Raw genomic sequence first — 22,198 nt, forward strand, 5'->3', positions numbered from 1 at the left:
CGGGACCACCCGTCAGGACACCATCTGGGGCATTTCCACATATCAGCCCACTTGCGTGGCCTTCATCATTAGGCTGGCTTCACGGTGTGCGGGCCGGGAACTGCGGGGGTGTTCCATGATCATGGACGGTGTCGTCGTGAGGCTCCTACGCCCGGACGACATGCTGGTCCTCAACCTTGAATTCGACAATATCCTGAAATCCGTTGACGCCATGGACGTGCCGGTACTAATCGCGGCCGACTCCAGAAGCCCGGCGTTCATCCATTTCGTCTTCCAACCACAGTCATGTCTGGAACAGGTCGAAGTGGAGGGGGACTCACCGCTCGGATCGAGCTATGCGGGCATCCGGTTCGGCGGTTCCGTGGGACTGCTATACGAGTTTCAGCGCGGTCAGGCCGTCCCGTACACGCTCGCGGGCCTACTGGGCTGCCTCACCCGGGCGACCCTGCCGTCCAGCAGCGGGCTGGAATGCGTCTGGGACCTCCGCCTGTGCCCGGTGGCGCCGGACATCCACTGGGAACATACGGCCGCATTGGAGACGAGCTCCGTCGGTGTGACGCCGCTGTGGCAGACCCGGCTCACAGGGGACGCTGGGCCGGCGGGTGTCGTCTCGGGTAGTCGACTGCCGATGCGCGCCCAGACGGACGCCCGGCCACTGCGGTTCCGCGCCAGCTCCCTGTCTCCGGATCGGCGGCGGGATATCGAGGCCGCGACCGCCGAACGCCCACTGCTGGCGCGGGAAGTCACGCTCAGCGCCTTGGGCGCGACCGTCGACCTGTGCGGCGACTGGAACGACCTGACGCATGTGACGCTCAAGGCGTACCGGCACCGGGCGGTGATCGGTCGCGACCAGTCGGTCGCCACGGTGGCCCGCGGCTACCTGTTTCCATTCGGCTTTTCCGTGCAGCTCGATACTCGTACCGAACGCGTGTCGACGCCCTATGGGGCACAACTGCGCCAGGAGAGCTTGTTCACCGTGCTGGAGACGGAGGTGGACCTCACCCGGGCGGTCGGAGTGCCGTGGTCGGGCAGGGCATTTCCCTTCCGTCGGCTCGTGCTCCATGCTCCCTTGACCCAGCGGGTGGTGGTGACAGAGGATCTCGCCGCCGGCATCCCGTGGATCGACAGCACGGCCGGCGTCCGTGTGCTCTTCACCATCTGCGCCGAGGACCATGCCGGCGGGTCGGTCATGTTCAGCGCGCCGGGGGCGTTCGTGTCCCTTGCGTATGCCTACGGCGACCTGGGGGCGGCGGTCGGCGGGTACGACGCGGCGTGCGGGGAGGCGGCTGTACCGGCCACTGGCCGGATCGCATTGGTCGCCGACGCGCCGGAGAGCAGCGTGTTCGACGTTGTGGCCCTGTGCGTGGGTGCGCTGCGGGTCGAGGCGCCTCATGACACCCTGCGCGACGCCGGGCAGCTCGCCGCGGTTCCGTCTCTGGGCCGGGTCAGCGCGCGGGTTCCCGCGATCGAGGCGTTCCAGGGACTGACCCCGTCCGACGCGGCTGCGCCCGAGCCGGCCCTGTTGGAGCTGGACGGGACGTACCTGATGAACGGGGTCGAGCAGACCGATGTTTACGCGCGGCTGATCAAGCAGGTGGCGTTCACACCGCCGGTGAGTGGCGTCGGCGGGGTGGCCTCGCTTCCAATGCCCGTCGCCGGTCTGGCCCGATCGGTGGGCGTGGTAGGCGGGGACCTCGACGCCTTCCGTTCGGCCGGGTTCGACCCGGCTGCGTTTTTTCGACCTGCGGCGCATCTCGGTGCCCTACCGCTGCCCCAGCTCTTTGGGTTCCTGTCGCTGACCGAGCTGTTGTCGACGAGCATTGGCGCGGCGCCCCGCCTGACGACCGGGAAGCTGCCAGACGGCGGGATGATCGCCACGATGACCTGGCACACGCCACTGCGGGCTGGCGTGCATCATCAGTTCCTGCGCGTGCTGCCAGAGACGATGCTCGATTTGAGCTGCACGACTGCCATCGACGGCCGTAGCGTGCGCTCTGAGACCTGCGGCGAACTGCGCTCGTTCGCGCTGGAGTTCGCCGGCGGAGCCCTTGTCGTTGACATCGCCAGGTTCGCCTTCACCGCGCACGGTGCGGGCCCTCCGTTGCTGGACGTCGCCGTCACGAACGTCGGCTTCGGAGGAGGCCTGGCCTTCCTGGACGCGTTGCGCCGGCTGCTCCCCACCCCACCGAGCGGCCCCCGGGTCGTGGTGACGGCGACGGGGATCGAGGTCAGCCACACGCTCGCGGTGCCCAGCGTACCGATGGGAATGTTCCTGCTGCAGAACCTCGCGGTATCGGCCTCGGTCCTGCTGCCCCTAGACGGCCGGCCGGTGCGGACCCGGTTCGCGATCTCGTCCCGGGCGAACCCGTTCCTGGTCACGGTGTCGGCGTTCGGTGGCGGTGGCTTCGTAACGCTGTGCGGCGACCCGGCGGGGGTGGAGGTCGAGGCCCAGCTCGAGTTTGGTGCGGCAGCATCGCTCGACCTGGGTGTCGCCAGCGCCTCGGTCTCAATCACTGCCGGGATCTACATGCGCTGGGACGGCCAGCAGGTGGTACTCGCCGGGTTCTTCCGTGCGGTGGGTGAGCTCGACGTCCTCGGGTTGGTCCACGTCTCGGTGGAGATCTACCTGCAGCTCTGCATCGAGGGCAGCGACGTGGTCGGCGCAGCCCGGATCACCGTGCGGGCCCGGGTGTTGTTCTTCTCAGAGTCGTTCACCTTCTCCGTGGAGCGCAGGTTCAGCGGCGGCGCCGACCCGACGTTCGACGTGATGTTCCCGTCACAAGATCCATGGCGGCTCCGTTGTGCCGCCTACGCCCCCCTGGTCCGTTCGTGACCATCCAGCGCGTGGTATGGACGCTGCTGCCCGATCCGGCGGCGGCTCCGACAGCGGACGGCGGTGCGCCGTTGACCTTGCTGGCCAGTCCGCGGCTTGGTGACGACCACGCCGGGTCCGAACGGCGACTCGGCGACTATCCCGACGTGGCACGGTTGCCCGAGGTGCTGCGCGGCATCACCGTGACGCTGGCCGGTTCGGCCGGAGTGGTGACGCTGCCGGCAACGTTCGTCGATGCTGCACCCGATGCCACGGCATGGGCTGCCCTGTTCCCGCACGAGCTGCCGGTGGTGCCGTTCCGGATTCCCGCGGTCCTGGCGGGTCGGGCGGTCGGAGATGCCCGGGAGGGTCCGCCGGACATCCAGTCCTATCCGGCGCGACTGGTCCACGACACGCTGATCAGTCGGTACGGTTCGTTGTTACGGGGCGAGGGGCCGGCGGCTGGACGATCCGGCCCGGGTGGAACCCGCATCGCCGGCCTGGACTGGGCGTGGGTCGATGAACTGCTCGGGGCGGTCGGGTACGACGCGCCCGATGGCATTCCAACGACCATACGGCGGGACCAGCGTGAAATCGGGTCAGCCGACGCCTTCCGCCGGCTGACCGAGTTCCACGGCAACGGTTCGCTGGCGGCGGCCCGGCGCGTTCCCGGCACCGGCGGACTACGTGCCGAGCACGCGAACCCGGTTCTCGACCGGGAGTTCCACGCCGCGTTCGCAGCCCTGTCCGATCATCCGGAACTACTGGCTCGGGTGGGGCTACTGCGCCGGCTGCGGGTGACGTTGCCCGCCGGCCTGGCCGGCGCGGTGCGGATCCGGGCGGTACCCGAGCATGACTCCGGCATCTCCGACTACCGACCGTGGACCCGGTGTGTCATTGAGGACGGTCACCTCCGTGCGGCGATGGCGGACGGGTCGGCCGATCCCGGCTATCTACCACTGGCTGACGAAGAAAGGTTCTCCGTGCTGGCCCTGGACACCGACGCCGCCGGGCTGGCACTGCGTTCGTACGCGGCCGGGTTGGCCGGTGCGGTGCGGGACGCCCCGCCACCGACACCCGAACTGCCGGTGGCGCGGTCGGACGGTCTCTGGGTCGCGGAAGCGGAGCGCGAGGTTCGGTTCCAGGAGGCACTGCGGCACGCCGCCGAACGGCTCGACGTCGATCTGGCCGGCGGTGGCGACGGCGACAAGGTGGTCCTAACCGCCGACGACGTACAGCAGGGATACCGGGTGGACGTCCGCGACGAGGAAACAGGCCGCTGGTATTCACTGTGTCGCCGCGTCGGCCGCTACCGGGTAGTCGGGGTCTCCGACGAACTGCCCCTCGACGACGAGGGTACGGTCTGCGATGCCCTCGGCGAGGGCGACGACGGCGTTTCCCGCCTGCACCAGTCGTTGTTTCGGTGGAACGACTGGAGCCTTGTGGTGCCGCCGCCGGGTGGCACGCTCGACCTGGCCGGTCACCCCGGCCACCCGCCACCGCCCGCCACCAATCTGCCGTTCTCGTTGACCGTCGATGTCGCACGAGGTAGCTTGCCCGCGCTGCGATACGGCCGGAGCTACTCCTTCCGCGCCCGCGTGGTGGATGTCGCCGGGCGCAGCGTCCCGTTTGTGCCCGAGACCACGGCGAGCACCTCGGCCACCCGACCACACTGGTACCGCCGCCACGAACCGGTCCCCAGCCCCGTCCTGGTGCTTCGCCGCCCGGTCACCGAGGGTGAATCCGTGGCCGTCCTCGTGGTCCGGACCGACAACCGGGATGGTGCACCCGCACAACCCACACGGACGTGCGAACGACACGTCCTCGCGCCCAAGGCGGCGATCGCCACCCTGGAACGTCACGGCGTGCTGGACGTACCGGGCGAGCATCGCCCCGATCCCGAGGCATACACCCTTCTGTTCGACCGGGACCGGTGCGTCGTCACGGGCAGCCGGGCCCCCGACGGGCACGACACCCCGTACATCGACGCCGACACGACCGCGTTGCCCTGGCTGCCGGACCCGCTGGCCCGGGGGATCGCGCTGCGGGAGCTTCCCGACCTCGCCGACGTCCGGCTGCCCTGGCCGTCCGGGAGCGCGTGGTACGACCGCACACCCGTCCGGCTCGTGCTGGTACCCGCGCCCATCGACGCTCCACAGGTGAGTGTCGAGACAGAGCCCGGCATGGTGCGGATAGCGCTGGCGCCGGGCACGACGCTGCTCACCCGGCTCAGCTCGCACCTGGATCCGGGTGACGAGGAAATCCTCGCGCCGTGGAGATGGTTCGCCGATAACCCGGAGCACGCCGGTGAGGACCTGAGCGTCGTACGTGATGCCGTGCTTGCCGGCGCGGTCGAGCAGCTCACGCCGGCACTGGACGTACGGCTGGTGCACGCGGTGCGCTGCCCAGTGGAACCGCCAGCGTTCGGTCGGGTCCGGGTCGAACGACAGCCCGGCGAGACGGCCTTCGATCTGGTGGACGACTCCATCACCGTGCACCAGGCAACGACCCGCTCGGTCCATGTGGACGCGGTGTGGACCGAGACGGTGGACAACCCCGACCAAGGGCCACCCGTGCGGGTCGAACGCCGGCTGCGACTCGAGCCGGCCGCCGCCGACCGTTGCGGCGTCTGGGACGAGGAAACCCGCACCCGCCCTAGCAGACTGCTGCTCCGGGGAAACTCCGGCGATACCCGTTATCGCGAGGTCACCTTCACCCCGGTCGCCACCTCGCGGTTCGCCGCCTACTTCACCAGACGGCGGAGAATCCGGCTGTCAGGCGACGCCGATGTGGACATCACGGCCGACGGTTTCGTCCCCGGCACGGTCACCGTCCGGGTCGTGGGGAAGGACGGCCGGGCCGATGCAAGGGCGGTCAGCGCCGACCGCGACGTGCACGTCAACTATGCGGCGGGCCGGGTCCGCCGCCGCACGGACGGCTCGCTGCCCGAAGGCGCCGAGGTAGAGGTCTCCTTCGTCGACCAACCGATCTGGCGGGCCGGCCAGCCGGTGACCCGCTCCGTCCCGGCCACCGTCCGCCCCGCCGCGCCGGTGATCCACTCGATTGTTCCGGCGTACGCGTGGAGCCGGGAGAACCAAGGTAACGTCGTGGTCAGCCGGTGTGAGGGTGGGTTACTACGGGTGTTCCTCGAGCGGCCCTGGTGTGACTCAGGGGACGGTGAACTCCTGGCGGTACTGCTCGCCGCTCATGACATTCCCCTGGCAGAGCCCGTCAGCCCAGGCGACCAATCAGGCCACGGAATGTTGTATAACGCCACGGAGATAAATCGCGACCCGACGATCTTAAGTGGGCCTCGTTCAAACCTCACTCCGGCCTCCTTCCCGCGCGCGACCACCGAGATGGTCGTCCGGGTATCCCGGTGGTCCGCGCGGGCATTCGGCCATCAGGTCGAGTTCGACGCCCGGCGCGGTCTGTGGTTCGCCGACGTGGCGATCGCCCATCCGGGGTACGGCCAGTTCGTGCGTCTCAGTCTGGCTCGACTGCAGCCGGGAGCCGTGTCGGCGTCTCAGCCCGGTGAGGAGGATCCGCATCTGTCACCGGTCATCGACGCCGGGTTCCACCAGGTACCGCCCGACCGAACCACGGTGGTGACCATCGAGGGCCGCCGAGCGACCGTGACGGTCACCGGTCCGTCGGCCATCGTCGCGTCGGGCCTGGCCGACATCCCCCATGCGCCGACGAATCCCACGCGGATCACCGCGACCCTTGAGGTCGACGCCCCGGCCAGCGGGGACAGCGCCGTCTGGGAGGGACTCGACACGTTGGCCGAGGTGATCCTGGCGCGGCAGCCGACCGACTACCAATCATCAAGTTCTTCGGTGACCTGGATCGGCACCGTCGACCTGCCTACCGAACCCGGTGACGTGCCGATGCGGCTACTCATCCGGGAGTACCAGGAGCTACCAGACGATCCACCCGACATTGTCCTGAGCCGAGTCCACCACCTCGACGTACTCGACCTCTGAAGGAGGTGCTGCCCCATGGTGTTTCGTGTCTTCCCGACCACGCCCCACCCGCCGTTGCCCCTCGGCGCTCACTGCAAGAGCGGCGCCTTCGACCTTCCCGAGCTTGCCGGCGGGAACCCGCCGACAATGTACATCCGGGTCAAGAGGCTACGCGAAGGGCCGACGTCCGGACCACCCACGTTCCTGCTCCAGGCCGGTGCGGGACCGACGGTCGAGGTGACACGGCATCCAAACGTCAGCCACATCCGAGCCGATACCTCCCCGGACAGTCCCGATGTCGCCACCGCCCGCTTCGCACAGGAGCCGAACGACGTCTACCTGCTCAAGGTTTTCGTCGAGGTGCCGGGGCAGTCCTGGCGGCTGCGCGTGGTCAACAACGACGCAGAGGACCGGGAGTTCATCTGGGTGGTGGCCGACCAGGAGCCGGAGTCCCGACAGCCGTGGCTGGACACTCCCCACTCTGTGCGGTTGTCGGCGACCTGCGGCACGACCGTCCGGACAATCGTGACGGTGCGTAACCGGGGCACGGGGCCGCTTGCTCTGACAGTGGGTGGAACCGGGACCGAATCGCACTTCACGGCTACCCCGCTGGTCCCGACGGTAGTGCCGGGCGACGACGGTGAGGTGATGATCCAGTTTGTCGCGCCAAACACCCCCGGTGAGATCCAGGACGAGTATGTAGTGGTGAGCAGCGACGCTGGGGCGACCGATGCGGCCGGGCACAACAATCATGTCGCCCTGTGTGCGACGATCGTCCGGCCCGACTCGGACCACGACAAGCCCCCCGACGACGAGGAACTGTCAACCCTCCCGTGCGACGTACCGGGATGCGGGTGTCAGAACTTCGAGAGTGCGTCAGCGAGGTGTAGAAACTGCGGGCACGACATCACCTCGCACGGCGCGATCTGACCGGAGCGTCTTGGCGGCTCGGCGGCCCATCTCCGCCGCCGCTGTCAACACGACCCCGCCGGCGGCGTCACCCAACGGCTGGCGGAGGTCAGAGGAACGGGGCTACACCGGCAGCCAACCTGCTCTACCGCTACATCAGGTAAGGCCGAGTTGAAGCCGACCGCCCAGCCCCATCGCCCAGACGCCTGACCCGGTACCTCTGACCCCAGCCGACCAGCTCAAGGACTCTCAACGGCGACCTTGTCAACGCCATCGGGCCTGGCTCAATGAGGTCACCACGGACGCGGACCCGGACGACGGCGGCCGACACAGCCTTCTGATCAGGAAGAACACCGCCACCGGTGAGCTGGCCTTCTATCGCTGCTGGCCAGGCCGGTTGGATAGGCCGCGCAGCACGTCCGCAGAGTTGGCGATCATGGATGGTCCCTGGCGGTCGGACGTCGACGTCGATGACGTGGTCGTAGAGCGTGCAGCACAGGAGCCGACGCCGAGGCCGGGTACGGCTGAGCGACTCGGATCTGGTGAGGGCTCCGGCCGGATCCGGGCATCGCCGAACGGCGCGCAGCGGTGCTGCTCCCTCATGGATGACATGGCCCCCGGTTTCATGCACAGCGATTTGGTCATCCGGATGTGTACACCTAGGTTAGGTCGCCAAAAGTGGGGGGCGCAGGCCGTACAGTCCGGGCATGGCCGACACACCGAGTCTTGAATCGTTCGGACTCGGAGCGATCACGCAGCTCGGGCATGCCGCGCGAGGTGGCCGGCCACTGTTGGTCGTCCTCGGTGAGTACAGCAACTTCCCGGCCTTCGACACTATTCACCCACCGGAGTACTACGAACGCCTCAGCTTCGGCGACCCGCTCCCGCCGTTCACAACGGACAACCCGGTAAATCCGGCCAGCTTGCGCGAGTACTTTCGTGAGAACAGCTACGGTAGGTTTTGGTTCGATCGGGCCGCAGTGGTCGGCCCGATACTGCTCGGCGAGTACGCGAACGATCCCGGTCCGGAGGCGCGTAGCGCCGGAATCCTGAAGCGTGTCGCCGAGGTGGCGCCGGAGAGCTTCACCGCGTGCGATCAGGATCGGGACGGCACCATAGCGTTCCACGAGTTGTGCGTGGTCCTGGTGGAAAACATCACCGGAGCACTGCCCGCCAACCGAGACAACACTCCGTTCACGTTCACGTACCAGTCTCCGCAGGGGCCTGCGGAGCTCACCGTCCGCGTGCATGTCGCCGGCGCCGGCCCGCTCACCCCGTTCTTCCAGATCGCCCACGAGTTGTCCCATTCGCTCGGCACCATCGACCTCTACAACACGGGCCAAGGCAACAACCTGCTGACCCTGATGGGGGCCTACCCGTTCTTCGCCAACGACCAGGGAACGGTGCACCTGGACATCTGGCACAAGCTGGCACTCGGGTGGGCGGAACCGCAACGGTGTCCCCTCGCCCCGGGTGGCACCGCGGTAGTCCGGGAGGGGGCGAACGGCGCCGTACTGCTGTGGCACGATACGCGGCTGGCTGACGAGTACTTCCTCGTCGAACAGCGGCGGGGGGCCGCCGGTGGCCCACCGTACGACGCTGCCTTCCCGGACGACGGGGTCCTGATCTGGCGGGTGCGTCAGGGGCTGGGGGCTAGCGTCGCCCACCTGGGCGCACCTGACCTGGCCCTCGGTGGTTCGCAGGTCTGGCAAGCGGGACAGACGACACCGGAACTCACCTGGAGCAACGGCGGACCCAGCGGCTTTTCGATCTCCCTGGCAGACGATGCGGACGGCGGGCTCCGGATCACCTGGAATGCAATCGAGAAGACTCGACACCTCAAGCTGCTGTACGGAGGCAACGGCACGACCCCCGTCGACAGCGGGTTGCCGCTGATCGGGGTCTTCTACGGCGTGACGAGGGACGGCAATCTGGAGTGGAATCGCTACAACGGCCACGGCAAGCCGCTCGACGGCGCGCCGAGTACGCAGGCGTGGGACGTCCATACAGGCAACCTGATCGGCCGCGGTTGGACTCATATGAGGCAGGTCATCGGCTGCGGCGATGGCGTGATCATAGCGATCCATCCTAACGGCGACCTGCACTGGTACTCCTACAGCGGCAACGGCGAAAGTGACGTCACCGGAGCACTCGGCTGGGATCCGAACTCGGGAAACGTCATCGGCAATGGTTGGCAGAACTTCCGGCACGTCTTCGTCGCTCCGAGAGCAGGGCGCACGATGAGCCGCCTCCAGATCTTCGCGGTAGCTCAGGACGGTGACCTGCTCTGGTACTCCTACAGCGGCAACGGGGAGCACGATCCCTCCGGTAGCCTCGGCTGGCATCCGCACTCGGGCCACCGAGTGGGCAACGGTTGGCAGGGCTTCCGACACATCCACGGCTCAGGCAACGTGTTCTTCGCCGTTCATGAGAGCGGGAACCTGCTCTGGTACTCCTACAGCGGGCAGGGCGAAGAGGACCCCTCCGGAGTTCTTGGCTGGCACCCTAACTCAGGAAATCCAGTCGGCCGGGGATGGCAAGGGATGCAGCATGTGTTCGGCGGAGTCACAGACGTCGGCGGATTCGGCCACGTCATCTTCGGGGTCGACGCGATAGGAAATCTACGCTGGTATCGCTACTCGGGACACGGGGAATCGGATGTCACTGGCGGCCAGGGTTGGCATCCAAGTTCTGGCACGATCATCGGAGCCAACTGGTGACGCGGCCAGTGCAGTCGATGGTGGCGATGCCGACATTCGGCTCTGATGCCCCTATGTCGCGTCAAGTGGTTCGTGCGTCGGATCTACTGAGGTGATCTCAGCCTCGATCCACCGACGCGGTTCGTCATGAGCTCGGTTTGAATAGTTTCGGTATTGGGCGGTTTCGGAGCACGGCGAAGTCGCCGATTACGTGATCGGCTTGCTCAGGGCATGGTCGTTTCGGGGGTGGGTCGAGGGGTTCGTGGCCTGCGGTCGGCCGCCTGGTTGCGGTCGGTGTGCCGTGGTCAGCCGGGTACGGGGTGGACGGCGGTGAACAGGTTGTCGAACGCTGCCTGCCAGGGCCAGTGCTCGGGTAGGTGCAGGTGGACGGCGCGGGCCCGGTGCGCGAGGCGGGCGGCGACGCTGATGATCCGGGTCCGGATGGTGGCGGGCCGGGCAGCCGTCCAGGTTCCGGCGGCGAGGTGACCGGCGGCGCGGGTGAGGTTGTGGGCGATGCCGGCGCAGGTCAGCCAGGCGTCGTTGGCGGAGAACCGGCCGGACGGCAGGTGCGCGAGTGGTCCGGCGATCAGATCCGCGTTGACCTGCTCGATGATCGCGTGCTGGCGGTGCTGGGCTTCGGCTTGGACGAGGGTGAACGGGCTGTCGGTGAGCACGGCGTGATACCGGTAGGCCGGCAGGAGTTCTTGCTGGCCGCAGGCTTGGTGCGGGTCGTCGCTGCGGATGCGTCGCACGATCAGCCGGGTGGTGACGGCGTGCCGGGTGCCGGCGAACGCGGTGTAGGTGGTCTCGACGATCTGCGCATCGGAGATCCACCGCTGCTCGTTCTCGTCCCAGATGGCCCGCGGATATCGGATGTCGATCCACTGCTCGTCGCTGATGCTGTCGCAGGCGGCGCGGATCTTGGCGTCGATGCGGGCGGTGACCGAGAACCGCACCTTGTGGCGTCGGCAGGTGCTGATGACGGTCTTGGCGTAGAACGCGGAGTCGGCCCGAACCACGATCTCGCCGGTCGCGCCGCAGGATCGGGCGGTGGTGATCGTCTCCGCGATCATCCTCGCAGCGCCGCGAGCGGAACCGGCGTTGCCGGCGCGCAGCCGGGTCGCCGCGACGACCGGCGCGGACAGCGGCGTCGACAGTGTTGCGACCAGCGGGTTGTAGCCGCGTAACCAGACGTTGTAGCCGCCGACCTTGGCATGACCGAACCCGATGCCCTGCTTCTGCTTACCGTAGACCCGGCGCAGCATCGAGTCGATGTCCACAAAGGTCAGCACATCCGCGCCGGCCAGCAGCGGCGCCCGCCGGGCCAGCAGCGGCGCCCGCCGGGCCAGGCCGATCAGAGTGTCTCGGGCAGCGGCCTGCAGCTGCCGGACATGCCCGTGGCTGAACGTGCGCAGGAACGAGCCGAGCGTCGACGGCGCGTACACGCTGGTGAACAGCGAACGCATACCGCCGTGCCGGGCCACGTCGAGGTCGTCGATGCTGTCCGCGCCCGCGAGCATCCCGGCCACGATCGTGGCGACCTTGCCGGCCGGGTTCGCGCCTTTGTCGGTCGGCAGGCTCACCCGGTCGGCGACCGCGTCGTGCAGCCCGGCCTGCTCGGCAAGGCGCATCACCGGAACGAGGCCGGCACACGACACCAGATTCGGATCATCGAACGTCACGGCCGTCACCGGCGCGTCATGGCGTAATCTCACCTGCGAGGTGCCCTCTCGAACGACGGAATAGAAGCGTGAGAACTCCTATCCTTCCAGTTCAGAGGGCACTTTCTATCTCCGGGGCTCCATCAGCTCGAACCTCATCGGTGGATCGAGGCTCAGCAACCTTTGCGGTAGGTATTTGTATTCGAAATGGGTCAGATGCAGGGCGGCGGCAACGAGGTCGCCGGTCCGGCGTGGGCTGACAGTGGTGTGGCGCACCGCCTTCCAGCGTCCGAGAAGGATCGCCAAGCCGCGTTCGCCTTGCCAACGCAGGCCGCGTAGCAGCCGGTTGTAGGCGCGGCTGTCGGGCGCGAGCCGACTGCCGTCTGCGGGCTGCTTGACCGGGCTCTTGATGCCGTGGCCCGCGCTTTCGTAACCGGAGTCGGCCAGGGTGGGTAGGTCGGGGTCGGCGGCGGACCAGTTCAGCGCGGCGGTGACGCCCGGCTCGCGGGCGCAGATGGTGTAGTGCAGGTGCCCGGGCACCGCCGGTGATGTCCAGATCGGTAGCCCATCTGGGCGCATGACGGCTTGAATGTTCGCGCCGACGTCGCGGTGCTTGCCGGAATACCAGGCGTCGATGACCTCGCCTTTGACGCTGAGCGTGGTCTCGGTGATTTGGTCGCAGTCGAACAGTTTCCCGTCCAGGATGACGTGGGACCAGCCGTCGTTGGCCACTCGTCGCAGGGCGGCGTGCAGATCCTGTGCCTGGGCCGCGAGGACGGCGATGCCCTCGTCGCGGTAGCGGTACGCGGTGGCCCGGGAGATGCCGAACCCTGCGTGGAGCAAGGCCAGGTCCTCGGCCTTGCGGAACCAGACCAGCACCATCAACGCCTGGTGGAAGCAGGTCAACGCCCGCGTACCGGTGCGGGTGCGCCGAGCCCTGCGTTCGGCGGTGAGGAGCCGACCGAGGTGCCCGCACCGTCACAGGCGCTGGCCGCTGCGTGCCCTATCGGCGAGCTTTCTCTTGCACGACAACAGCAGCCGATGCCCCGATCAGCCTGGATAACAGCCGGTAACGCGATACCCAAGGCCAGTCGAGAGGATTGCCCCCCATGTAACCCACAAAGCGGGACTGAATCTCGCTCGGTCCGATGGCGTTAGTGTCAAGTAGGCCCTTGATGATTTGTGCAGCGGCTTGAGCTGCATTCGCGGCAATCCAGTTGTGCTTCTCGTACCGTTAGAGGACGTCCATCTCGTAGTCGCATCGGCGCACCAACGATCACCCCGACTCTGACCACCGTAAGCGGCAGCCACGGTGTGCCGTACCCGAATCTGACTTCCGTACACGGCGTTGTGGGTCTGTAAGAACAACGGTGTAACTCCTGTCAAGCAAGGAGTCACCTCTGATGACGGTCATCACGGACACGGCGGATACTTCCGCAGTGCCTGAGAACGAGACGACGAAGCGGTCCCGGAAGTCGGCCACGGCGGCGACTGTGGACCCGGCCCTGGTCAACCAACTGGTCACCCAGGCCCGCGAGCAGGGCCTGCAGCTGTCCGGTGAGGGCGGGCTGCTGCAGCAGCTGACGAAGATCGTGTTGGAGTCCGCGCTGGAAGGCGAGATCACCGACCACCTCGGCTACGACCGGCACGACCCGGCCGGCAACGGCAGCGGCAACTCCCGCAACGGCATCCGGACGAAGACCGTCCTGACCGATGTCGGACCCGTGCAGGTCAACGTGCCCGGGACCGGGCGGGTTCGTTCGAGACGACGATCGTGCGTAAGCGCCAACGCCGCCTGTCCGGTGTGGAGGACCTGGTGTTGTCGCTGTCGGCGAAGGGCCTGACCACCGGTGAGATCAGCGCCCACCTCGCCGAGGTGTACGGCGCGGATGTGTCGCGCCGGACGATCTCCACGATCACCGACAAGGTCCTCGACGGGATGGCCGAGTGGCAGAACCGGCCGCTCGACCCCGTCTACCCGGTGATCTTCCTCGACGTGATCCACGTCAAGATTAGGGACGGCAAGGTCGCGAACCGGCCGATCTACGTCGCGCTCGCGGTGACCGTCGACGGTCACCGGGACATCCTCGGACTGTGGGCCGGTGACGGCGGCGAGGGCGCGAAGTTCTGGCTCCAGGTGCTCACCGAGCTGCGCAACCGTGGTGTCGAGGACGTGTGCATGGTGGTGTGTGACGGGTTGAAAGGTCTGCCCGAGGCGATCGGGGAGACCTGGCCCCTGGCGGTGACCCAGACGTGTGTCGTGCACCTGCTGCGGGCGTCGTTCCGGTACGCGGCCCGTCAGCACTGGGACGCGATCGCGAAGGCGTTGCGGCCGGTCTACACCGCGGCGACCGAGCAGGCCGCGCAGCAACGGTTCCTGGAGTTCGCCGAGGTGTGGGGCGACCGGTACCCGGCGATCGTCAGGCTGTGGACCAACTCGTGGGCGGAGTTCGCGCCGTTTTTGGCCTTCGACGCCGAGATCCGCACGATCGGGTGCTCCACTAATGCGATCGAGAGCGTCAACGCCCGTATCCGTAAGGCGGTCCGCGCCCGTGGCCACTTCCCGAACGAGCAGGCGGCCCTCAAGTGCGTGTACCTGGCGGTGATGTCGCTGGACCCCACCGGCACCGGACGCAAACGCTGGGCCATCCGCTGGAAGGCGGCCCTGAACGCCTTCGAGATCGCCTTCGACGGCCGACTCCGTACCGGACGCAAGTAGCTATTTTCACCTCAGTTACACCGAAAACTTGACAGACCCATTTATCGGCAGGCACAACCCCGCCGTGCACGGCCAGCCGCCTGAAAATTCCCGAAACTTCTGATAACAGCCGGCCACACAGCTAGTGTGAACGGACCGACAGTTCCGGACGAACGGCGCCACGGAACAGACAGGTGAAGGGATGAGGGATGTCCGGAGAGAGTTCCGGGTCTGAGGAGAGAAATGGGCAAAGTAGCCTCAACACTCCGATCGACTGGAGTCAATTTCCCGAACTAGTACGCGCAACGACCTACGGCGGTGACATCGACGCATACCTGACTGACATAGGAGTGGACCTGTCGGTTGTCACCAATGATGACGACGCTTGAAAGGTGGGTTGAGATGGTATGCATGAGTGAGAAGCTGACTGCGGGAATCGCGGGCGCTGCCGTTGCGGCAGGCGGCATCGGGCTAATCGCGTCGACCGCGACCGGCCCCGCCTTTTTCGCTACTGCCGTTGGGTGGATAACGGCATGTGCGGGGTATGGCGTTGCATTGGGAAACCTGGCCCTCTGCCTTGAAACTAACGGCTACGCCGAGATGGCGCAGTTTTTGCGGGAGAAGTCGAACTCAATCATGCAGGAAATCGAAGCATTCAGGGAGTTCGCCAGGTCCGTCGGCTTCAGCATGTGACGTGCACTATGAGGGCGTTAACCATCTCTCCTAATACTCCGGCCGTACCTGTTGAATTCGGAGTCTTCGCTGGTAGTGGCTTAGTTTAGCCCGGTACTGGTGGCGACGATGCCACCACGACCATCGATATATGTGGTCAAGTGGTCGAGCTCGGGTGATCAGGTGTGCCAGGAGACGGCGGACCTCGCCCAAGGTGAGTGGGATGAGCCCTTGTCGGGCGGGTTCGGATTCCCCTTTTCGGCGTGCGCGGTCGTGACGGCGAGGTAGGCGTGGGCGCACATAACCAGCGTTATGTGCCGGTACCAGGCGTCGTAGCGCCTACAGCTGAACAATCTATCAGACCGAACTACAAGTTCACCTCACGTCCGGTCTGATATTGACTCAGACGGAGGGGTCTCGTGTTAATGTCATGAGCCACGATCGCAGGCGCCCGCCTGGATCCTTCGAAAAGTCGACCGTCATCTTCAATCCGTCCACCACGCCGATCGATACCAGTGCGGCCCCCAGGAGAGGCAGACCACTCACCCAGGCAAATAAGCCGAACCCGACGGATGCAATCGTAAGACCGACGGCCGAGGTCTCGCCCCACCTGTCACTGTCCTTAAGGTGTGCAACACCAAGGCAGCCAAGTGCACATGCGGCGACGACGAGCGGCACGCTCAATACGAGTTGACTATCAACCAGCGCCACCACGCTCGCCATAGCGCACGTCAGCGCCCCGACCCCACCAGCCAGGGACCCCGCAATTCGCGCCCATCTTGCGTACTCATCTTCCGGCCCGTCGACTCTAAGTAGATCTCTTATCGTAAATCCCACGGCAAAGCCGCCGCCCGCTGTGAGCCCGGCGACGAGAACAACCTCTCCAGTGTTGCCTAGAATGTATATCCCCAAGCTCCAGACAGCCAAAGGGATTGCAATACCCAGTAGCGCCAGCAGGGGATGGAATATCCATCCGAGAACGTCAGTTGGGGCATCCTCAAAGAAGATGCTAAGGTAAAATCCGGCTACCAACATCACACTGAAAGCTCCTGAGAACACGAGTATGCCCCCAAGCCACGCGTTTCCCTGGCCCGGGAAGATAGAGATCCCGGATCCAACGACCGCGATAACGAGGCCGATAAGTGTCGCTCGCCGAGTCCCTCACCCGTGATGACATCCCCTGCCCATCCGCCCAAGACCGGGCCCGCAACCGGCATCGAGCCGGCGTGGCCTGGTCCAAGAGTGCGATCCGGGTGATCCTCACCAATCCCCGCTACACCGGGCGGCAGACCTGGAACAAGCAGCGAACCGACGAGGTACTCCTCGACGTCAACGACGTCGCCCTCGGGCACACCGCCGTCATGCGCTGGAACGACCGCGACCGGTGGGTCACTTCCAAAGACCTGGTCCATGAGCCCCTGGTCGACCAGACCGACTTTGAGGCGGTGCAGACAATGCTCACCCGCCGTGCCCGGACCGGTACCGCACCGAAACGGCCCCACCGTTCCCGGCACCCGTACATCTTCAAGAGCCTGATCTTCTGCGGTGTCTGCCAGCGGAAGATGCAGGCCCGACACTCCCACGGTGTCGCTTACTACCGATGCCGCTACCCGCAGGAGTACGCACTGGCCAACAAGGTCGACCACCCCCGGAACGTGATCATGCGCGAAGAGGTACTGATCCAGCCCCTCGACACCTGGCTCGCCCAGCAGTTCGGACCGCTCCACCGGCGTCACACCATCACCAAGCTGATCGACCAGGCAACGGTCGGCATGCCTACTCCGGCTTCCAAACCGCAAGGACCCACCACGGCTGAGCTGGACGCCAAGCTGACCCGCTACCGGGCGGCGCTGGACGCGGGGGCGGACCCCGCAGTGGTCGCTGGCTGGATCGCGGAAACCCAAGCCGAGCGCGAGCACATCAACCAGCGCCACAACGTACCTACACCAGTCGATGAACTCAGCTCCCTGAGCGAGGACCAGATCATCGCCATCGGCCTACGTCTGACCTATGAGCCGGAAACACGAACGGTGCAAGCCAAGATCGATCTTGGCTTGCACCGTTGGGATTCGGTTTGTGTCCGAGGGGGGACTTGAACCCCCACGCCCTATACGGGCACTAGCACCTCAAGCTAGCGCGTCTGCCATTCCGCCACCCGGACCTACTCGTCAACCCTACCGTTGGCCCCTTGAGCGATCACATCGCCCATCGGCCGCCCGTAGGGCCGCACGGGGCACTACTGTACACGGCACTCGTGGATCATGCACGGCGGCCATGTCCGGGCGTTGCGCAGGCGCTCCGCCGGCCGTTTCGGAGGCACGATGATCTCCAGCGCCGCAGGTCTGACGGCTGTTCAACGCCCTGCTCCCGACGGCCAAAAGGTATCGAACCAATATGTAGTAGGGCGCGTTCCGTCGTAGGCGGCGTACCGGCCCTGGTGGTGGATCAGGGGTCCACCCCCGGCGTACTCGGTCAGTAACGGTCCGGAGGAGTGGTCGGCTGGTCTCCGGCGGCGATCTGCGGGCACGGCGCCTGGAGGCTGACCCGGGGCTCGGGTCCGCGATCACCGTTCGCGTTCAGGAGGCGGAGCCGCGATCCGAGCCTGATTGCACACCGAGTCGGCCGAGCAGGTGACGGCGGACCGGGCCGAAGCCGGGATCGTCAGCGGCGCGCGGCCGGGTCAGCGGGACCGGGGCGTTTTCCACGATGCGTCCGCCATCGAGCACGAGAGTGCGGTCGGCCAACAGCAGCGCCTCGTCCACGTCGTGGGTGACCAGCAGCGCGGCGAAGTTGTGCTCGGCGCGTAGCCGGCCGAAGAGGGTCTGCATCTTGAGCCGGGTGAGTGCGTCGAGCGCGCCGAACGGCTCGTCGAGGAGTAGCAGCGCCGGCTCCCGGACCAGTGCTCGCGCGACGGCGACCCGCTGGGCCTGCCCGCCGGAGAGCTCAGCGGGCCAGGATCGGCCCCGGTCGGCGAGTCCGACCTCGGCGAGAGCGGCGGCCACCCGCTCGCGTACGCCGCCGCCCGTCACGCCGAGTGACACGTTGTCGGCGACCCTCTTCCAGGGTAGGAGCCGGTGCTCCTGGAAGACGACAGCCTGGCTGCCCATCCGGGAGATCTCGCCGCTGGCATCGGGATCGAGACCGGCCAGGATGCGCAGCAGGGTGCTCTTGCCGGAGCCGCTGCCACCCAACAGCGCGACCACCTCACCCGGGTCAATGGCCAGATCGACGTCGTCGAGTACGACGGTCCCGCCGAAGGACCTGCGTACCTCGCGTGCGGTGACGACCGGCCGGGTGGTGGCGGTGCTCAGCGTGCCTGTAGTCCGCGTCGCCATGTCAGGGTTCTCCTTTCCAGCATCCGGAGTGCGAGGTCGGACAGCAGCCCGAGGAGTGCGTAGACGAGCAGGCCGAGGACGACGACTTCGGTCTGGCTGAACTCCCGGGCCTCCATCATCAGGAAGCCGATCCCGGTCTGCGCGTTCACCTGCTCGCCGACCACGAGACTGAGCCAGGCGGCCCCGAGAGCCAGCCGGAGGCCGAGGAAGAGCGACGGCAGCGCGCCCGGCAGTACGACGTGTCGGAGCCGGGCGAGCTGACCCAGTCCGCAGGCCCGGGCCGCCTCCACCAGGCGCTCGTCGATGTCCCGGATTCCGGCGTACGTGTTGAAGTAGATCGGGAAGAACGCGCCGAGGGCGACCAGTGTGATCTTCAGCGATTCGCCGATGCCGACCCAGATGATCAGGAGCGGTACCAGCCCGAGGTGCGGGAGCATCCGGGCCATCTGCACCGGTGGGTCGACCAGGTCGTCCCCGAGCCGGAGCAGTCCCGCCGCGGCGCCGAGCACCAGCGCCAGTGCCCCGCCGATGACCAGGCCGATTCCGGCCCGGGTGAGGGAGTCCAGCAGGTGGACGCCGAGGGTGCCGTCCCGGGCCAGTCGCCAGCCGGCCCGCGCCACCTCGCTGGGCGCGGAGAGCTTCTCCGGTGGCAGCCGACCGGTCTGGGCCGCTGCCTGCCAGACCAGGAGCAGCCCGACCGGGGTGAGCGCGCGGCGCCACCGTCGCCCGGGGTGGGCACCTCGGCGCGACCGGGCCGGGGTCGGCGCGGGGGCGACAGTGGACCTGTCGGCAGCCTCGACGAGGCTACTGGTCGTCATCGGAGCACGCCGTTGAACTGGTCATCCACCAGGGAGAGCATGTCCACCTTGCCGGGCACCAGCTTCAGCTCGGTGAAGCCGTCGGCGATCGCCTGCAACTCGGCACCGATCTCCGGGGTGACCGGTGCGAGCGGCTTGGCGCTGCGGGCCAGGGCGCGAGCCGCCGTCGACTCGTCGATCTTCAGCTCCGGAGCCAGGATCGTGGTCCGCTCCTGCGGGTTGGCGATGCCCCAGTCGGTGGTGCTCCGGTACGTCTCCAGGAACTTCCGGATCTGGTCGGGCTTCCGTTCCAGCGCCTCCGGCGAGACCAGGATGTACTCGCGATTGCTGGCCAGCCCGGTGGCGTCGGCGAGGATCTTCACTCCGGGCTGCTCGGCGAGGGCGAAGTACGGGTCCCAGATGATCCAGGCGTCGACCTGGTCGTTGTCGAACGCGGGCCGTGCCTCGGCCGGCTTGAGATACTTGACGTTGACGTCCGAGAGCGTCATGTGATGTGCCTCGAGCAGCCGGACCAGCAGCCAGTTGACGTTTGATCCCTTGTTCAGGGCGATGGTCTTGCCCGCCAGGTCGGCGAAGCTGCGGAAGCCCTTTGCCTCCTTGACCAGGACCGCCTCGCCCTGTGGCACCGGTTCCGACGTACCGATGATCCGGAACTTGATTTTGCCGGCGGCGGCGAAGACCGGCGGTGCCTCGCCGACCTGGCCGATGTCGATGGCGCCGGCCTTGAGCGCCTCGGTCAGCGCCGGCCCGCTCTCGAACAGGGACCAGGTGGCGTCCGGCGCCGCAGCGCGGGCCTTCACCAGGCTCAGCCCGCCGAAACGTTGGTAGCCGACCAGCAGTTTCCCGTTGTCGGTGCCGGCGTCGGCACTGTCGCCGCCGCATCCGGCGGTCGCTCCGGTTGCCGCCAGGGCCACCGCGAGCAGTCCCGCGAGGAAGGGACGCCGCCCCCGGCCGACGTGGGACAGGGTTCGGGAACGGTCGCGCGAGCTCCGGGCGGGATGGGACATGGGGATGCTCCTGGGGGATGGGAATCCGTCCGGCCGGGCCGGCTGGTCTCGGGTAGGGCTGTCTAGGGCTGTCGTCGGGTACGGCGGGTCGTCGAACCAGCCGCTGTCGTCCCCGGAGGGCTCGGATGCGGCTGGCCCGGGTCGGCGGAGATGCCCGGTACGGCGACGGACCGGCATTCGACCAGCGGTGGACCGTGTTCGGTCAGCGGCGGGCCACGTTCCACGTAGGACCGCGCTCGGCACGCCGGATCGTGGTCCGGTGCCGTCGGAGCGGCTCCGGAAGACAGCCTACTAAACCGATAGGATTTGTGGATAGAGTGTCGAGGTCGGAGATCGAAAGGCTCCGCCGTCCAATCCCGTCAGCCCAGCAGATTCGTAGCCGAGCGGACCCGTACCTGGAGAGAGACCATGACACTCACCTTCCACTGGTTCCTGCCCACCTACGGCGACAGCCGGGACATCGTCGGCGGCGGCCACGGGCTTCCGGCGGGGACCGCCGGTGGCGCCCGACCGGCCACCGTCGCCTACCTCGGACAGATTGCCCGGACCGCCGAGCAACTCGGATTCGTCGGCGCGCTCACCCCGACCGGCGCGTGGTGCGAGGACGCCTGGCTCGCCACCGCGATGCTCACCGAGGTCACCGAGCGGCTCAAGTTCCTGGTGGCGTTCCGGCCGGGTCTGACGTCGCCGACGCTGGCCGCCCAGATGGCCTCGACCTTCCAGCGACTGTCCCGAGGACGGCTGCTGCTCAACGTCGTCACCGGCGGGGAGTCGCACGAGCAGCGCGGTTACGGCGACTTTCTCGACAAGGACGCCCGGTACGCCCGCGCCGAGGAGTTCCTGCACGTCGTACGGGGGCTGTGGCGGGGTGAGACCGTGACGCACACCGGTACGCACCTGCGGGTCGAGCAGGCCCGGTTGAGTCGGGTACCCGAGCCCGCCCCGCCGCTCTACTTCGGTGGCTCGTCAGCCGCCGCCGGCCCGGTGGCCGTACGCCACAGCGACGTCTACCTCACCTGGGGCGAGCCGCCGGCACAGGTGGCGGAGAAGCTGTCCTGGATTCGTGGGCTGGCCGCCGACGCCGGACGGGATCTGCGGTTCGGGATCCGGCTGCACGTGATCTCCCGAGACACCTCGGAGGCAGCCTGGGCGCAGGCGCAACGGCTCCTCGCCGGAATCGCCGAGTCCGACATCAGGGCCGTACAGGCCGGGCTGGGGCGCAGCGAGTCCGAGGGGCAGCGCCGGATGCTCGCACTGCACGGTGGATCCCGGGACGGCCTGGAGGTGTCGCCGAACCTCTGGGCGGGAGTCGGCCTGGTCCGGGGTGGCGCGGGTACGGCGCTCGTCGGTAGCCACACCGAGGTGGCCGACCGGATCGCGGAGTACCACGACCTCGGCATCACCGAGTTCATCCTCTCCGGACATCCGCACGTGGAGGAGGCCTACTGGTTCGGCGAGGGGGTGCTGCCGATTCTGGGTCGGCGTGGACTGTGGCGTCACCCGGACGGCGGCCCGGCCGCGGCGGTCGCCGACGTGCCGTTCGCGGCGTCGAACGGAAGGTCCGGTGCTCCGGCCGGCAATGGTGGATCCTCCGGCCAGGGGTGAAGACAGTGGATCCGGCG

Annotated in this window: 13 protein-coding genes, 1 tRNA gene and 2 pseudogenes; 9 read left to right on the plus strand and 7 right to left on the minus strand. The window is 67.4% G+C overall.

Annotated elements, in window-relative coordinates; all coding sequences use genetic code 11:
- Positions 1-115: 115 nt before the first annotated feature.
- The 5 genes and pseudogenes from I0C86_RS14250 to I0C86_RS14265 all read left to right on the plus strand — a co-directional run bounded on the left by I0C86_RS14250 (position 116) and on the right by I0C86_RS14265 (position 10,406).
- Positions 116-2,833 (plus strand): hypothetical protein, encoded by a 2,718-nt coding sequence (locus I0C86_RS14250; protein WP_196201692.1) that lies wholly within the window; start codon positions 116-118, stop codon positions 2,831-2,833.
- A complete protein-coding gene (locus tag I0C86_RS14255; protein ID WP_196201693.1) occupies positions 2,830-6,798 on the plus strand; it encodes a hypothetical protein in 3,969 nt (1,322 codons plus the stop codon). Before I0C86_RS14250 ends, I0C86_RS14255 begins: the two co-directional genes overlap by 4 nt.
- Before the next feature lie 15 nt (positions 6,799-6,813).
- A complete protein-coding gene (locus tag I0C86_RS14260; protein WP_196201694.1) occupies positions 6,814-7,707 on the plus strand; it encodes a hypothetical protein in 894 nt (297 codons plus the stop codon).
- 27 nt (positions 7,708-7,734) lie between these two features.
- Positions 7,735-7,942: pseudogene (locus I0C86_RS45730) on the plus strand (ISL3 family transposase); the annotation flags it as partial.
- Positions 7,943-8,393: 451 nt separating this feature from the next.
- Positions 8,394-10,406, plus strand: coding sequence for a tachylectin-related carbohydrate-binding protein (locus I0C86_RS14265; protein WP_196201695.1), 2,013 nt, complete (start codon positions 8,394-8,396; stop codon positions 10,404-10,406).
- Positions 10,407-10,690: 284 nt separating this feature from the next.
- Here the strand turns inward: I0C86_RS14265 and I0C86_RS14270 are convergent, their stop codons facing one another.
- The gene (locus I0C86_RS14270) at positions 10,691-12,100 is read right to left on the minus strand and encodes an IS1380 family transposase (RefSeq protein ID WP_196201696.1); all 1,410 of its coding nucleotides are present in this window, start codon (positions 12,098-12,100) and stop codon (positions 10,691-10,693) included.
- A gap of 72 nt (positions 12,101-12,172) precedes the next feature.
- Positions 12,173-12,928: a transposase family protein gene (locus I0C86_RS14275; RefSeq protein WP_230394138.1), complete on the minus strand. Its 756-nt coding sequence runs from the start codon at positions 12,926-12,928 to the stop codon at positions 12,173-12,175.
- A 521-nt stretch (positions 12,929-13,449) separates the two neighbouring features.
- On the opposite strand from I0C86_RS14275, the pseudogene I0C86_RS14280 reads away from it, so the two are divergent.
- Together I0C86_RS14280 and I0C86_RS14285 are read left to right on the plus strand one after the other, a co-directional pair.
- Positions 13,450-14,765 (plus strand): annotated as a pseudogene (locus I0C86_RS14280) (IS256 family transposase).
- 390 nt (positions 14,766-15,155) lie between these two features.
- Positions 15,156-15,437 carry a hypothetical protein gene (locus I0C86_RS14285; RefSeq protein WP_196201698.1) on the plus strand — a complete coding sequence of 94 codons (282 nt, stop codon included), beginning with the start codon at positions 15,156-15,158 and terminating at the stop codon, positions 15,435-15,437.
- Positions 15,438-15,818: 381 nt separating this feature from the next.
- On the opposite strand, the gene I0C86_RS14290 is transcribed toward I0C86_RS14285, so the two are convergent.
- Positions 15,819-16,454 (minus strand): hypothetical protein, encoded by a 636-nt coding sequence (locus I0C86_RS14290; RefSeq protein WP_196201699.1) that lies wholly within the window; start codon positions 16,452-16,454, stop codon positions 15,819-15,821.
- Positions 16,455-16,558: 104 nt separating this feature from the next.
- Between I0C86_RS14290 and I0C86_RS14295 the strand changes: the two genes are divergently transcribed.
- On the plus strand, positions 16,559-17,512 hold the full coding sequence (locus tag I0C86_RS14295) for a recombinase family protein (RefSeq protein WP_196201700.1): 954 nt from the start codon (positions 16,559-16,561) through the stop codon (positions 17,510-17,512).
- Here the strand turns inward: I0C86_RS14295 and I0C86_RS14300 are convergent.
- The 4 genes from I0C86_RS14300 to I0C86_RS14315 all read right to left on the minus strand — a co-directional run bounded on the left by I0C86_RS14300 (position 17,494) and on the right by I0C86_RS14315 (position 20,576).
- Positions 17,494-17,577 (minus strand) — tRNA-Leu (locus I0C86_RS14300). The genes I0C86_RS14295 and I0C86_RS14300 overlap by 19 nt on opposite strands.
- Positions 17,578-17,992: 415 nt before the next feature.
- Entirely contained in the window at positions 17,993-18,751 is a 759-nt protein-coding gene (locus I0C86_RS14305) for an ABC transporter ATP-binding protein (RefSeq protein WP_196201701.1), read from the minus strand.
- Complete coding sequence (locus I0C86_RS14310; protein WP_196201702.1) at positions 18,724-19,569, minus strand: ABC transporter permease; 846 nt, start codon at positions 19,567-19,569, stop codon at positions 18,724-18,726. The genes I0C86_RS14305 and I0C86_RS14310 overlap by 28 nt, the downstream gene beginning before the upstream one ends.
- A complete protein-coding gene (locus tag I0C86_RS14315) occupies positions 19,566-20,576 on the minus strand; it encodes an aliphatic sulfonate ABC transporter substrate-binding protein (RefSeq protein WP_196201703.1) in 1,011 nt (336 codons plus the stop codon). Before I0C86_RS14315 ends, I0C86_RS14310 begins: the two co-directional genes overlap by 4 nt.
- Before the next feature lie 408 nt (positions 20,577-20,984).
- On the opposite strand from I0C86_RS14315, the gene I0C86_RS14320 reads away from it, so the two are divergent.
- A complete protein-coding gene (locus I0C86_RS14320; RefSeq protein ID WP_196201704.1) occupies positions 20,985-22,181 on the plus strand; it encodes an LLM class flavin-dependent oxidoreductase in 1,197 nt (398 codons plus the stop codon).
- Positions 22,182-22,198: the final 17 nt, after the last annotated feature.

This window comes from Plantactinospora alkalitolerans (assembly GCF_015690345.1).
Classification (GTDB): Bacteria; Actinomycetota; Actinomycetes; order Mycobacteriales; family Micromonosporaceae; genus Plantactinospora; species Plantactinospora alkalitolerans.